The 14,509-nt window shown below is 36.2% G+C and carries 17 protein-coding genes; 6 read left to right on the forward strand and 11 right to left on the reverse strand.

What is annotated here, in order from left to right; translation table 11 throughout:
* The first annotated feature begins 109 nt into the window (after positions 1 to 109).
* Positions 110 to 322 carry a KTSC domain-containing protein gene (locus tag NGC85_RS09565; protein WP_254730580.1) on the forward strand — a complete coding sequence of 71 codons (213 nt, stop codon included), beginning with the start codon at positions 110 to 112 and terminating at the stop codon, positions 320 to 322.
* A gap of 46 nt (positions 323 to 368) precedes the next feature.
* Here the strand turns inward: NGC85_RS09565 and NGC85_RS09570 are convergent, their stop codons facing one another.
* Complete coding sequence (locus tag NGC85_RS09570) at positions 369 to 1,562, reverse strand: alkane 1-monooxygenase (RefSeq protein WP_005053534.1); 1,194 nt, start codon at positions 1,560 to 1,562, stop codon at positions 369 to 371.
* A gap of 122 nt (positions 1,563 to 1,684) precedes the next feature.
* Here NGC85_RS09570 and NGC85_RS09575 point away from each other — a divergent pair, with 122 nt between their 5' ends.
* Positions 1,685 to 2,710: an AraC family transcriptional regulator gene (locus NGC85_RS09575; RefSeq protein ID WP_254730583.1), complete on the forward strand. Its 1,026-nt coding sequence runs from the start codon at positions 1,685 to 1,687 to the stop codon at positions 2,708 to 2,710.
* Here the strand turns inward: NGC85_RS09575 and NGC85_RS09580 are convergent, their stop codons facing one another.
* Both NGC85_RS09580 and NGC85_RS09585 read right to left on the reverse strand, forming a co-directional pair.
* On the reverse strand, positions 2,711 to 3,298 hold the full coding sequence (locus tag NGC85_RS09580) for an O-methyltransferase (protein WP_169109535.1): 588 nt from the start codon (positions 3,296 to 3,298) through the stop codon (positions 2,711 to 2,713).
* A gap of 36 nt (positions 3,299 to 3,334) precedes the next feature.
* A complete protein-coding gene (locus NGC85_RS09585) occupies positions 3,335 to 3,553 on the reverse strand; it encodes a DUF1653 domain-containing protein (RefSeq protein ID WP_254730586.1) in 219 nt (72 codons plus the stop codon).
* A 231-nt stretch (positions 3,554 to 3,784) separates the two neighbouring features.
* Between NGC85_RS09585 and ahpF the strand changes: the two genes are divergently transcribed.
* Together ahpF and NGC85_RS09595 are read left to right on the forward strand one after the other, a co-directional pair.
* Complete coding sequence (ahpF, locus tag NGC85_RS09590) at positions 3,785 to 5,350, forward strand: alkyl hydroperoxide reductase subunit F (RefSeq protein ID WP_254730589.1); 1,566 nt, start codon at positions 3,785 to 3,787, stop codon at positions 5,348 to 5,350.
* 160 nt (positions 5,351 to 5,510) lie between these two features.
* The gene (locus tag NGC85_RS09595) at positions 5,511 to 5,855 is read left to right on the forward strand and encodes a hypothetical protein (RefSeq protein ID WP_005053521.1); all 345 of its coding nucleotides are present in this window, start codon (positions 5,511 to 5,513) and stop codon (positions 5,853 to 5,855) included.
* A 52-nt stretch (positions 5,856 to 5,907) separates the two neighbouring features.
* Here NGC85_RS09595 and NGC85_RS09600 read toward each other — a convergent pair whose 3' ends face one another.
* Positions 5,908 to 6,519: a glutathione binding-like protein gene (locus tag NGC85_RS09600; RefSeq protein WP_254730592.1), complete on the reverse strand. Its 612-nt coding sequence runs from the start codon at positions 6,517 to 6,519 to the stop codon at positions 5,908 to 5,910.
* A 207-nt stretch (positions 6,520 to 6,726) separates the two neighbouring features.
* Entirely contained in the window at positions 6,727 to 9,165 is a 2,439-nt protein-coding gene (locus NGC85_RS09605) for an ExeM/NucH family extracellular endonuclease (RefSeq protein ID WP_254730595.1), read from the reverse strand.
* Positions 9,166 to 9,348: 183 nt separating this feature from the next.
* Between NGC85_RS09605 and trmB the strand changes: the two genes are divergently transcribed.
* The gene (gene trmB, locus NGC85_RS09610) at positions 9,349 to 10,065 is read left to right on the forward strand and encodes a tRNA (guanosine(46)-N7)-methyltransferase TrmB (RefSeq protein ID WP_004654068.1); all 717 of its coding nucleotides are present in this window, start codon (positions 9,349 to 9,351) and stop codon (positions 10,063 to 10,065) included.
* 340 nt (positions 10,066 to 10,405) lie between these two features.
* Positions 10,406 to 10,765 carry a hypothetical protein gene (locus NGC85_RS09615; protein WP_005053514.1) on the forward strand — a complete coding sequence of 120 codons (360 nt, stop codon included), beginning with the start codon at positions 10,406 to 10,408 and terminating at the stop codon, positions 10,763 to 10,765.
* Positions 10,766 to 10,875: 110 nt separating this feature from the next.
* On the opposite strand, the gene NGC85_RS09620 is transcribed toward NGC85_RS09615, so the two are convergent.
* The 6 genes from NGC85_RS09620 to NGC85_RS09645 are packed head-to-tail and all read right to left on the reverse strand — an operon-like array spanning position 10,876 to position 14,508.
* Positions 10,876 to 11,655, reverse strand: coding sequence for a putative type VI secretion system effector (locus NGC85_RS09620; protein WP_254730598.1), 780 nt, complete (start codon positions 11,653 to 11,655; stop codon positions 10,876 to 10,878).
* Positions 11,652 to 11,963, reverse strand: coding sequence for a hypothetical protein (locus tag NGC85_RS09625; RefSeq protein ID WP_254730601.1), 312 nt, complete (start codon positions 11,961 to 11,963; stop codon positions 11,652 to 11,654). The genes NGC85_RS09620 and NGC85_RS09625 overlap by 4 nt, the downstream gene beginning before the upstream one ends.
* Positions 11,956 to 12,342 (reverse strand): hypothetical protein, encoded by a 387-nt coding sequence (locus NGC85_RS09630; protein WP_254730604.1) that lies wholly within the window; start codon positions 12,340 to 12,342, stop codon positions 11,956 to 11,958. The genes NGC85_RS09625 and NGC85_RS09630 overlap by 8 nt, the downstream gene beginning before the upstream one ends.
* A 1-nt stretch (position 12,343) precedes the next feature.
* On the reverse strand, positions 12,344 to 13,069 hold the full coding sequence (locus tag NGC85_RS09635) for a putative type VI secretion system effector (RefSeq protein WP_254730607.1): 726 nt from the start codon (positions 13,067 to 13,069) through the stop codon (positions 12,344 to 12,346).
* Entirely contained in the window at positions 13,050 to 13,793 is a 744-nt protein-coding gene (locus NGC85_RS09640) for a putative type VI secretion system effector (protein WP_254730609.1), read from the reverse strand. Before NGC85_RS09640 ends, NGC85_RS09635 begins: the two co-directional genes overlap by 20 nt.
* Positions 13,774 to 14,508, reverse strand: a complete 735-nt coding sequence (locus NGC85_RS09645) for a putative type VI secretion system effector (protein ID WP_254730611.1) — start codon at positions 14,506 to 14,508, stop codon at positions 13,774 to 13,776. Before NGC85_RS09645 ends, NGC85_RS09640 begins: the two co-directional genes overlap by 20 nt.
* Position 14,509 lies beyond the last annotated feature (1 nt).

Consider the following 14,509-nt stretch of genomic DNA (forward strand, 5'->3'; position numbering starts at 1 on the left):
AAATTCATTAATGAATTGTCAATCCTCATAACTTGGAGTAATGTCAAATGATGAACAAAAGAGTTTTTTGATATGTACTAAATAATCAATCTAGAATGGGGACAAATATATGGAAAAAGCTGTTATTGTAACCTCTTGGAAATATGATGTTTCTTCGCGTTATTTAAAAATTTTCTATAACAATGGTACAGCCGAGCTTTATCATCCTGTTCCAGAGTTTATTTATAATAATTTACTGCGTACTACAGATAAAACAGCTTTCGTTCAAAAATATTTAGAATTTGACCTTCATTTTAAACGACTTTGTCTTTTGGCATCTTAAATACAAAAATCAGCCACATAGGGCTGATTTTCATTTTTAAATCACATTATGCAATTTCTGCTTGTTCTGCATATTTTTCTAATATTTTTTGTTTTGCTTTAGGGTAAACATTGATCTTCTCTAAGTTGCCTTTGTAATGCTCAACAACACGATCATCCATAATTTTTGACCACCACGATGGAATAAACGCAGGTAAAATCATCGCACCGTAACCTGCTGGTAATTGCGGCGCATCTTCAAAATGACGCAAAGTCTGGAAGCTTCGTGTTGGATTTGCATGATGATCTGAATGACGTTGCAATTGATACAAGAACAAGTTGGTCACGACATTATTATTGTTCCAGCTATGTTCTGGCATAGTACGTTCATACTGACCGTTGGCTTTTTTTGCACGCATCAAACCATAATGTTCAATATAATTTACCGATTCAAATAGCGTGATTGCATACGCTGCTTGTGTCATTTGGAATGGTACAGAACGAACACCAAACTTACTGAACATGGCAGCATGATAAATTGCTGACATCGCCCATCCATGAATCAACTCATTTTCTTTACAGAAGAATGGTAATTTTTTACGCTCTAAACGATTTTTCTCAATTTCAATCGCTGATTTGAAACTGCCAATAACGGTTCTAGGTAAAAACTTCCAAAAGGTTTCGCCCAGTTGTGAAGATGCAGGATCTTCAGGTGTTGCCACCCGACGATGATGACCATATGGATGTTCAATACGGAAATGGTTATAACCTGATGGTGCTAATGCTAAATGCGATAAATAATGTTCGAGTCGACCATTTTTATGACTTAATTCATGTGCGGTATTAATGGCAATACCATTTACCATACCGACCAATGTTCCGAGTAAAGCTTGATCAGCAATCGAGGTTCCTTTACGACTTGCTAAGTAAGTTCCATAGATATTGGTTGCATATTGTAATGGAATAAATAGTTTAACAATGCGCGCGTAATACGGATCTGCTTCTAAATCTGCAATCGCATCAAGTGGTGGATTTTCAGTGTCTTCGCCAATTAACTTATCTAAAGTTGGAATCACACCATGAATAAATAATGGACCAAAAGACGCGAAAAACTTCTTGGTTTTTTTCGGACCAAATTGGTAACCAGCTAAACCACCCATTGCAATGGTGGGTACAGCCAAACCCAATAGCCACAAATGACGTTTTTTATCTTTAAAAGTTGTTGTAGCTTGCTCTACATCCAGTTGAGTATGCATATTCATTAGAAAATCCTCAATCAATCAGATCATGTTTTGCTTGGATTGATTGTGTTCTTTTAAAACAGCTCTATATTATCATTTTAAGACTTGATATTATCATTTTAAGACTTTACTGGATTTTTATTGTGCAGAAGCAGCAAATTCCTGTTATCCCGTCACGCTATTACTTGCGACTAATCGAGATTTTGATTGGTACGAACCAGTACGATAACGATTTATTAAACGCATTCCATAATGAACTTTCTAAAGCTGAACTGTTATCCATTCAACAGATTGAGCAATTTATTGAACTGGGACTGAGTTTACCCAATACCGAAGATTTAGCTTTTGAACTCGGTAAAAATCTAAAACTGAGTTCACATAGCTTGGTTGGTTATGCACTTATGACAAGTCCAAACTTAGAGCATGCCCTTAGATTAATTGCGCAATATTTTCGACTCATCATGCCGAGTTTTAAACTGAGTATTCAATTTCCATCTGATCCGCAAAAAGTTGAGCTTTTATTCGAACCGATTTTACAAATGAATAAACAATGTTTGAACTTTCATATTGAGGCGATTGCTGTCGGTTTCTATTACAGTTTATTAGAACTTGCGGGACAGCAACTCCAGCGCTACCAGATTCATTTGAGTGTACCTGAACCTGTTTATGCCGAACGTTATTTACAATTAGTTAAAGCTGGTTTTCATTTTAATTACACATGGATAGCAGGTATTCGTGTCGTGATTGATCGACAACAGCTCGCGCTTCCCTTACCTTTGGCTGATGCGCATAGCTTAAAAGTAGTTGAACAACGTTGTCAGGAACAAATTCAAAGAATTTATCATCAAGGTGAAATTGTTGAATGGGTAAGCATGATGTTAAGACAAGCCAATCAAGTGCCTACCCTAACTGAGTGTGCCAAGGTCTTAAATATTTCCACCAAGACTTTACAACGCTATTTGCAGCAACAAGGTGTCGAATTTCAGTCTTTAAAACAAAAAATCAGTACCGAGCGTGCAATCGATTTACTAGAAAATTCTCATTTTACTATTACCCATATTGCTTATGAGTTAGGTTATTCCAATCCTGCCAATTTTACTCGTGCGTTTCATAAAATGGTCGGATGTAGTCCGCAATACTATCGCCTAGAACATCTAAATAAAATATGACTATTTCAACACGACCATACACAGCCCTGAACCGACAGCTAAAATACTACTCATATAGTTTTCATCTGCTTTAATCAATTCTAGAAAATCTTTCACTTCTGCTGCATGTGAAATAACATTATCGACAATCAAAGTACTTCCAGAAGATTGCAATAAACGTTTTAAATCTTGCCAATAACTCACATAACAGCCGCGCTCTGCATCAAGTAGAATTAAATCATAGGATTCGGTTGCTTGTTTTAAATAATCACAAGCATCTCCTACCCAAAAATCTATAAAATCTTCTAAAGCGAAATCTTCTGCGTATTTTTTAGCTTGAGCACTACGAAATGCATTTATTTCTAAGGTTTTAATCTGACCACCAACAGCTTTTGCAGCTTCTGCTAACCACAAAGTTGAATAACCCGTCGACGTTCCTATTTCTAAAATTCGCTTGGATTGCTGAGTACGAACCAACATTCCCAACAGTTTTGCAGATTCAGCTTCTATATTTCTATAACGTCTTAAACGATCAGATTGGCGAGCATCATGTTGTTTAAACTCATCGTATAAATTAGCAATGCGTTGTAAAAAAACCGTGCTCGTCATCTTTCATCTCCGTAATACTTAAATCGAGACCATAAATTAGGTTGCTTGTATTAATTTAAAACGTGGAATGATTTGTCCATCTTCAAGTTCAACAGTTTCAATGAACATAGATAATGGACGTACCCACATTGAGTAATCACCATATAAGCATTGATATACAACAAGTTGCTCTTCAGTTTCACTATGGCGAGCCACATTAAACACTTGATATAGTCGACCCTTGTAGTGCTGATAAATACCACGTTGCAACACCATTTCCTGCTCCTTTATATATGCCATGAAATAATTGCAGTTATATAACAAGTTTTATTCGATTCAAATTTTTTATGTTGTTGCTTGCACAAAATTTTTACAGATTGATATTTTAATTCAAAAATCCGATTGATCTCATGAAAACATACTGTTTCACCTATTTAGTGTTTTTGCGTACTATAGCCTCATTGAATGAATTTAGCTGATTGTACTGCTTAGAATTTGGAGAAATATATGTTAGATCAAAATATTAAAACGCAATTAAAAGCTTACTTAGAACGTTTAGAAAGTCCAATCGAATTGGTTGCTGCTTTAGATGAATCAGACAAAGCTGCAAAAATCAAAGAACTCGTGACTGAAATTGCAGAACTTTCTGATCAAGTTACGGCGCGTTTTGACGGTTCAAACGCTCGTCGTCCTAGTTTTGGTATTGCCAAAGCAGGTGAACAACCGCGTGTGTTCTTTGCTGGTTTACCAATGGGACATGAGTTTACCTCTTTGATCTTGGCATTATTACAAGTCTCAGGTTATGCACCTAAAGTGTCTGATGAAGTACTTGCTCAGATCAAAGGCTTAAACTTAACTGCAAACTTTGATGTGTTCGTATCTTTAAGCTGCCATAACTGTCCAGATGTGGTTCAAGCACTGAATCTGATTGCGATTAATAATCCAAATACTACCGCAACCATGATTGATGGTGGTTTCTTCCAAGATGAAGTTGAAGAACGTAAAATCTTAGCTGTACCAATGGTGTTCCAAGATAATGAACATATTGGTCAAGGTCGTATGACTTTGGAAGAAATTGTAGCGAAATTGGACACCAATTCTGCTGAGAAAGATGTGGCAGTGATCAATGCCAAAGATGCATTTGATGTGTTGGTAATTGGTGGTGGTCCTGCAGGCGGTACAGCAGCAATCTATGCAGCGCGTAAAGGCATTAAAACAGGTATCGTAGCTGAACGCTTTGGTGGTCAGGTGATGGATACCATGGATATTGAAAACTTCACTACGGTGCAAAAAACAGTAGGTCCTCAGTTTGCTCAAGATATGGAAGCACATGTTCGTGAATACGGCGTGGATATTATGAATTTGCAACGTGTCAGCAAGATCACAGGTGCAGATCAAACGGCGAATGGTCTGGTTGAAGTTGAATTGGAAAATGGTGCCAAGCTTGAATCTAAAACCATCATTCTTTCAACAGGTGCTCGTTGGAGAGAAATGAATGTACCGGGTGAAGCTGAATACCGTACCCGTGGTGTAGCGTACTGCCCGCACTGTGATGGTCCATTATTCAAAGGCAAACGTGTTGCAGTGATTGGTGGCGGTAATTCTGGTGTAGAAGCTGCAATTGATCTTGCAGGGATTGTGGAGCATGTGACTTTGGTTGAGTTTGATACCAAACTTCGTGCTGATCAAGTGTTGCAAGATAAATTAAACAGTTTGCCAAATACCACCGTGATCTTAAATGCATTGAGTACGGAAGTGGTAGGTGATGGCGCTCAAGTGACGGCATTAAAATATAAAGATCGTGCGACGGATGTTGAACACACGATCGAACTTGCTGGAATCTTTGTGCAAATCGGATTACTACCAAATACGGATTTCTTAAAGAACAGTGCGGTTGAATTAAGTAATCGTGGTGAGATCGTGATCAATGATCGTAATGAAACCAATGTCAAAGGTGTGTTTGCTGCGGGCGACTGTACCACAGTGCCATACAAGCAAATTATCATTGCCACTGGTGAAGGTGCAAAAGCTTCACTTTCCGCTTTTGATTATATGATCCGATCTGGTCTGTAATTTTAACCAATAAACATGTGCACGCATTTACATTTTTAAAATGTAAGTGCGTGTTTTTACAAGTTTTCAACAAATTCTCAACTTTATTATTCATACATTTTATGTTTATATTTTGCATATCCATACCATTTGGATGCCACAATGAAAAGGAAACATGACAATGAATAAATTACTTGTTGCTTTAGGTCTCGCTGCAACTGTTGCTCTTGTAGGCTGTAATAAAGATAAAGCACCTGAAACAGGTGCAACAACAGGCGAGCATTTAGAACACGCTGCTGATCAAGCTGGTGCTGATGTTAAAAATGCGACCGAAGCTGCTACTAACAATGTTGCCACTGCTGTAGATACTGCTGGTGATCAGATTGATGCTGCTGCTGATCATACTGCAACAGCGACTGCTGAAGCTGCTGCAAAAACTGAAGCTGCTGCACGTGAAGCAACTGCTAAAGTTGCAGGTGCTGTAGAATCAGGCGCTGCTGATGTAAAAGAAAAAGCTCAACAATAATCTGTTAAAACAAAAAAGCCTCTGTTTACAGAGGCTTTTTTACGAGTGTGAATTAACTTAATAAGCCTTCATCACGCATCGCAATTTGTACGGACTGACGTTCAGCCACTTTATTACGCAATGCAATAATATGGATATACGGTGTTAAATCATGCTCAATGTGATTTGACCAATTTGTGAGAACAAATAAATATGCATCTGCTGGACCAAAATTATCATCAACTAAATAATCACAATCAGATTCAGCTAAATAATTATCGATATATTTTAATAAACGATCTACTTCTGCATAAGCTTTAGTTTTTTCATCATCACTGAGTTTACCGCCAAAAAACACAGCATAAGCATCATGTAATTCTGAATTCAAATAACCTAGCCATTCTAATACTTTAGCACGCCCCATACCCGATGGTGGAATAAGATCTTGCTTTGGATCGTGTTGAGCCAAGAAAGGTAAAATTGCAACATTTTCCGTTAAAATCAAACCTGGATTAATTTCTAAAGCTGGCACATAACCTTTAGGATTAATCTCGTAATAGTCAACACCTCTTGAGGTTTTATGTGTTTTTAGATCAACTCGTTCTAAATCAAAATCTACGTTTATTTCATTTAAAATAATATGGGCTGCCAATGAGCATGCGCCAGGTGAATAATACAACTTCATAATTGATCCTTGTTATCTAACTACTTATGCTCTAGAACGTTCTATTGAAACTCGAGAACAGATAAAACTAAAAATTTATAATAGCTTTCATGCTAAGAACATTTACACATCTACTATTAATGAATTTTTTTCTACCTTGCAAGTTATATTCCGTGACGATTGATTAATTTATGAAAGAACAAACCAAACAATGTCACGGAAATCAGATTACGCTCGACCAAAGAGTTTGCCTAACCATTCAAATAATGAGTTTAAAAATTCAACAATGATATTCTTCGGATTATGTGGTTCAAGTTGAGAATCCGAGCTTTTCATATCCAAATCTACAATCACAGGATCATGATCTGAAGAACGATAAGCATCTGCCGAGAAGAATAGGGCTTTTTGCTCATCGGTTTTATATTCTTCGTTATAGTCCAATACCGTTGGCTCATCGGCATTGATATGCCATGCAAAAGTTTTGATCACACGCTTATATAGGTTGGCATCGGCAATGGCATGATCAAGGTTACCTGCACCGCCATAACCATCTGCATCGCTGGCGACACCAAACACATAGCTATAAGCCTGATTGCCCTCACCCACTTTGCTATCATTCAGCAATACTTTGTAGTTAGCTTTCTCAAAGCTGAGGATTGGATCTTCTTTGGCATAACTATTCATATCGCCTAACAGCAAGATATTCGGATTCTTCACTTGGGTTGGATTCTTGGCAATCCATTGGGTAAGTTGCTCAACCGCCTTAACTCGGGTTGGGTTCCAACAGCCCTGCCCATCACGTTGATCTGCATCGAGAGAGTTTTCATCGACACCGCGACAGCTCTTCGATTTAAGATGATTTGGAATCACTGTAAAGATTTGTCCGCCCTGTACAGGCTTGAAGGATTGAGCAATAGTCGAACGGTTTTTATCACCTAAATCCAATACCGCAGGTTTATTCACTGGCTGTACACGTTTACTGTTATAAATAATTGCAACTGCAATCACATCAGTACCAAGCTGATTTAGTCCTTCTGGAATAACATATTTCCAATCTGCTCCTAACGCTTTAGTTAAGTTAGCAACTGCACTATCACTGCCATAGCCATTATTGGTAATCTCCATCAAACCATAAACATCCGCATCGATTGATTTTAATGCATTGACGATTTTGGCATGTTGCTTATCAAATTCAGCCTGACTGTTGGCACCACGTTCTGTTGGGAAGCCATTCTTGCCATTGTCATAGTTCAGCACGTTAAATGCAGCTGCGCGAATATGTTTCGTTTGTTTCACAGCAATTGTCGTACGTGGATTGGTCGTAGTGACAACTTCTGGTAGGTTCGCGCCTACAATAGGTTGTACACGCCAAGCATTAAAACGATATTCCAAAATGCCTTGTGTGTTCTTTAACTGATAACCAGAACGTAAAGTATTAAAAGCGCTAAAGTTTTGTGGCAACCACGGTGCACGATTTTGATTGTTATAACCATCATCAAAAATGATCTTAGAAAGCATATTTTGCTGTGCTAAAGCCTTCGCTTCATTTGAAAGTGCAGGATATAGATTGGTCGGAATGAATAAGCGACCAAGACTCAATGAAAGTTCACCATAACGCCCAAAATTATAGTTCTCGCTGACGGTTAAAGTTTGCGGTAGTTTCACCAACATCCCTTGATAGCGTTTTGGTGTGTTACCTGTATTTTCAGTCAAACTCGTAAATGGCAAATTAAGATCAAGCGGCTGAATTAGCGATGCCATATTTTGGTTACAACTTTGCACATCTTGCAGTAATTGATCAATTTGAAGTTGATTCTGATAACTGGTTAAACGACCACGCAGAATAACTTCATCACCAACTTGTCCACCTTTTACTGCGCTACTGACAGGAATATAGACGAAAATGGCATTGCTGACATTTGGCGTTGCTTTGCTATCAGGCGTTTGTACATAGAAGCCTGAGAAACCATTGCTATAGCGGTAGTCCGCAGTGATCACACCACGAATGGTATAGTTTTGATTCTGAGACGATTCTGCCAAACTTGCAATTGGTGTATCGTTGCTACTACAACTAACCGCATCCACAGGCGGTGTGGTGGTTGAACCTGTTAAATTCGAAAAGTCATTACGATCTGTCCATGCCTGCCAAGATTGATCAAGATCAAATGCGCTGGTCGGGTCAACACTGACTACAGGATTATCTGTTTGAATGCGTTTAAAGCTATTCGCAATACTCAACACTGTAGTGCCCCAACCTGCCGTTGGACGCTCACCGATTCGACCAAAACGATCTACGGGTGTACCACGATAAAGCAACACAATGGCATCGTCACCATTAAAAGATAGTCCCGCAACTTGATTAACCTTATCACCCAATTGACTCTTCAATTCAGAACGACCAATCAAGAATTTTTGTTTACTGGCTAAAGTTCCCTGTAGCGGAAAAGCAACTGTTTTGACAGTGCCTCCATTATTGAACTGCTGAATTTCATAATCAGCTAGATTCACTGTTGTTGCATCAGGATTATAAATTTCTAGTCCTTTCTTATTGCTGCTGCCATCAACATATTGGCTAAACATGAGTTGCGCATGCGCAATAGAAAATGTTGAAGAAGCACCCAACAAACCTAAACAGATGGCAAGCGAATGGTAATTAAAATTTTTCATAGTTTTTTACTAAGTGTTTTAAATTGCAATTAGGCTATGCAACTTCTATGACAACTCTATGAAGCTTTTTTGACAAATTTTAAGTAATTTCAGAAATGATCAGCTAAATAAAATCACTTAAAGTTTGACTTGACCACCTGAACACTTAAAATACGGCATTTCTATATTTATATCTCCAGAATCATGTCAAACGATCAGTTAGAAACGCAAATTACGGAACTCGACAATTTGCCTGAGCACCGTGAAATTGTGACGTTTATGCGTCGTTCAGCTCCGCTCAATACCTCACAACGCACTGCTTTAGAAGATTATCGTGATTTAATTTTGGAATATCCTGTTGGTGATTTACGTCAACATTTTGAACATCCTGAGCGTCCATTAACCGTTGAAATCGGTTTTGGTATGGGTCGTTCTTTGGTGCTCATGGCAAAAGCCAATCCAGAACGTAACTTTGTCGGAATCGAAGTTCACGTGCCTGGTATCGCACAGTGTGTTTATGAAGCAGGTATGGCTGGCTTAAAGAACTTGTTTGTTTTGGATGCTGATGCAATTCAAGTATTACGTGAAATGCCAGACAACAGCATTAACTGCGTACAGCTTTATTTCCCAGATCCGTGGCAGAAAAAGCGTCACTTTAAACGCCGCTTTGTGATTCATGAGCGTATGCAATTGGTTGAACAGAAGTTGGAACTTGGTGGTACGTTCCATTCAGCAACTGACTGGGAACCATACGCAGAGTGGATGCTTGATATTTTAGATAATCGTCCAGATATGGAAAACTTGGCAGGTAAAGGCAATAGCTACCCTCGCCCTGAATGGCGTCCAGTCACGAAATTCGAGCGTCGTGGTCTAGAATCGGGTCATAAGATTAATGACTTTATTTTCAAGAAAATAAAGTAGCGATCCATCAGATTTAAAAAATAGCATTAAATATCAATATTTAATGCTATTTAATCTCGAATGAACTTACTCAATTAAAATTTAAATATAAAAAAGAATTATCTCAACAGCCAGTAAAAGCCATGTCTCTAAATCGTAAACATACATCTTATTTTATAAAATCCAATATGATGAATTTTAATTCACCTCTATTTACATGATCTATAAATATTTTTTTCTCATGTTTAGCTAAAATGAAAATAGATAGTTTTACCTCGAATGAACAAATTATCGTTTCATAAACAATGAGTGCTCTATTCGCTACAATGATTTAGCCAAATGATGAAGAAAGGTTAGTTTTATGGAAAAAACACTACAATGTCCAAAATGTGGTTCTACAGAAATTGAAGTACGTGATCATGACAAATTACTGAGAACAACAGGTGGCGTTTTAATGACTGCTGCTGGTACAACTGCTGGTACAGTAGGTGGTGCAGCAACTGGTGCATCAGTTGGAGCAGCTATAGGAACTGTAGCAGGTCCATTAGGGGTAATTGTTGGTGGGACTATTGGAACTTTCGTAGGGGCGATTAGTGTAGGGATAACTGGTGGAGTTGTCGGTAATATTTTCGGAAAAAAAGCAGGTGTAGTGATCGACAAGAATATTTTTCAAGACTATCTTTGTCTGAAATGCAAACACCGTTTTAAACAAAAAACCTGAGTAAACCCAAGACGCATTTTTCGTTTTTCTGAGCTGATATATTAAATCGTATCAGCTACATGTGTTTTAGATAGATGATTGGTCTCGTCAACAAATTGGGATTTTGAACTTTACCATAGATGACTATCATCAGTTCTTACATCTACTAGTGGCTGAGGATCATAATCTAAAAACTGGGTGTAATCATGTATATCCTTACACAACTGTCTATTCTCAACATCATGATAAGCTAATGTAAGATCCCTTTTCTCAAATACTTTTAAGTCTTTTACTCCTAACAACTTATAAATTTGATCCGATATGAGAGCATAACGGAGTAACTCTTTTTTCGCACTCGCCCCTATCCCAAATATCACAACAAATGGTAAAACTAAAATACATGCATATAAAAAGACATAATCCATTATGTCTACATTAATAGTGCCGTTATCAGTCAAGAACAATGATATTATAAGCATGAATATTGACATTCCCGATGCAACAATAGCCAAATTCTTGGGGCTGTGGCTATTTGTTACCATTTCCACCGTTTCTCCAAAAGGCAAAGATATACCTAATAACTTATTATTTTTATTCATAACTGCTAAGACATTAAAGTCACCTTCCACATTTTCATCATAAACGACATATACGTCTTCATCTTCTTTAAAGAAAACAGCAGTAAGCGCGGCATAAAAATTGATATGATCAATACAGAAATAAATATAATAACCTGGTTCGCCATTTGCTCCACCCAAGGTAGCAGCAGCACCCATCCCTCCAGACTCAGAAAAAATCGATACCAATGCTGTAGCTCCAGCTTGTGCTCTAACTTTTTTTGGTTTAGGGAGCTCACTTACAATTGCATCGACAAATTGAAGATTTTTTATTTTACCGTAAATAACTTTCATTTAAATTCATTACTCTTGTATAAAAAATTAATTGGATAACAGCCTTTTGAAAAAATAAGCCTTTTAAAGGTATATTCCCACAATATCAAAAATAGAAGAACTAAAGCATATATAACAAATCCAACCTTCCACTCCATTACAATATTATTTACATCAAAATAATTTTTAAAATTAAAAATAAAGAAGTACGGCCCAACTACAAACATATATAAAATATAAACCAGATTAAAAAGCCCAAACCCCACTCCCCAAACTTTTCCATGCTCAAGTTCAAAATCACTTGAAAAACCATCATAATTATTATCCAAAACAAATAAATCCTCTTTTAAAAAATTTAATTAAAATTTTTTCCAGCTTAATCTCAAAAAATATATAGTCCAAAACCGTATAAATAAAAATAGGAAAAATAATAAAGACTGCATAACTCTTTAGAATCAAAACAATTGTAAAGACTGCAAAAAAATACAAAACCATAGCATTCAAAATAATATAAAAAAAGTATTTTTGACCACCTTTATTTAACCCCACCCTCCCTCCAAGAGTAAATAAAATTAAAAAAAATAAAAAAGAAACAAATAAAAAATTAAATTTAAAAAAAATAAAAATAAAAATAAAAATAAAACTCAAAAAAACAAAAAATATCAAAAAAGAAATAAAGGACTTGTTAATTAACTCATACTTTTTCATTTTATTTCACCTCTACAAGTGGCTGAGGATCATAGTTTAAAAATTCAGTGTAATTATGAACATCATCATAGATACGATTAGTTTCTTTGTCTTCGTATGGCTTCAGATGATTCTTATTAATTTCTGCATTTAAAGCCTCAATATCATTAATACCTAATATTTTATAAATTCGTTCTGATTCCTCTGCATACCCTCTAAATTGTTTCTTAACGCTATAACCTATAGAAAAAACTATTATAAATGACCCTATCAAGCCAGAAAGAAATAAAAACATTTTAAATTCAAAAAAGAATAAAACCAAAGTTGTAAAAATATTAATTCCTAAGAATAGATATAATGCATTACGATTATGAGTCTTGTCAGATATTTCTACTGTATGCCCAAAAGGTGCTACCATTCCTAATAGTTTAGTGTTTTTATTCATAACTGCTAAAACATTAAAATTTTGTTTTATTTCTTCATCATAAACCACAAAGATATCTTCTCCTTCTTTGAAAAATAGACCTGTAAAGGCTGCATAAAACTCAACATCATCAATATAGAAATGAATATAGTAACCTGGAAACCCATTTACCCCAGCTAAAGTTGCTGCTGCCCCCATCCCTCCAGATTCAGCAAACATCGATACTAAAGCCGTCGCTGCTGCTTGAGATCTCAGCTTTGGTAACTCACCAACTATTGCATCAACACATTGGAGTTTTTGGACTTTACCGTAGATGACTTTCATCAGTTCTTACATCTACTAGTGGCTGAGGATCATAGTTTAAAAATTCAGTATAATTATGAACATCATCATAGATACGATTAGTTTCTTTATCTTCGTATGGCTTCAGATGATTCTTATTAATTTCTGCATTTAGAGCATCAATATCATTAATATCTAATATTTTATAAATTCGTTCTGATTCCTCTGCATATCCTCTAAATTGTTTCTTAATAGTATAACCAATAAACAATATTACTGTTATTGAGCAAAATATTATATATATATATATGTCTTTTGCGCCTAGAAGAAAAACTATGATTATACTAATTAAAGCAGTTAGTATTGCCATTATTAAATTGCTTTTATTATGAGCCTTATTCGACATTGCTACTGTATGACCAAAAGGAACTACCATACCTAATAAGTGGTTATTTTTATTCATAATTGCTAAAACATTAAAGTTTTTTTCAACTTCTTCATCATAAACCACATAGATATTATCCCCTTTTCGAAAAAAGAGACCAGTGAAAGCTGCATAAAACTCAACATCATCAATATAGAAATGAAGATAATATCCAGGTAGACCATTTACACCTGCCAATGTTGCTGCTGCACCCATTCCTCCTGATTCAGCGAACATCGATACTAAAGCTGTTGCTGTTGCTTGTGATCTCAACTTTGGTAACTCACCAACTATTGCATCAACAAATTGGAGTTTTTGGACTTTACCGTAGATGACTTTCATCAGTTCTAACATCTACTAGTGGCTGAGGGTCATAATCTAAAAACTGTGTATAATTATAAACATCGTCATACATACGGTTATTTGGGTCTATATAAGCCTGCATGCCTGTTTTTTCCAAGGAGGTTAAATCTGTAACACCTAATATTCTATAAATTCGTTCTGACTCTTCTGCATAAACTCTGAATTGTTTTCCAATACTACGACCAATTAACAACATAACTACTATGGAAAAAATCACTATATATACATATATATATATTTCCTTAACTTCGAGAAAAAAACTTACAATTGAACCAATCAAAGCTGTTAATACTCCCATCGTTAATGCAGTTTTATTATGGGCTTTATTCGACATTGCTACTGTATGACCAAAAGGAACGACCATGCCTAATAAATGGTTATTTTTATTCATAATCGCTAAAACATTAAAATTTTGTTTAACTCCTTCATCATAAACAACATAAATGCTTTCACCTTCGTTAAAAAAGATGCCAGTAAAGGCAGCATAAAATTCAATATCATCAATATAAAAATGAATATAGTAACCTGGAAATCCATTTACCCCAGCTAAAGTTGCTGCTGCACCCATTCCTCCAGATTCAGCAAACATTGACACTAACGCTGTGGCAGTTGCTTGCGATCTCAGCTTTGGTAATTCACCAACAATTGCATCAACAAATTGGAGTTTTCTTACTGCGCCATATTTTACTTTCATA

Origin of the sequence: Acinetobacter sp. Z1, from assembly GCF_024296945.1 — a bacterium.
Lineage (GTDB): Bacteria > Pseudomonadota > Gammaproteobacteria > Pseudomonadales > Moraxellaceae > Acinetobacter > Acinetobacter beijerinckii.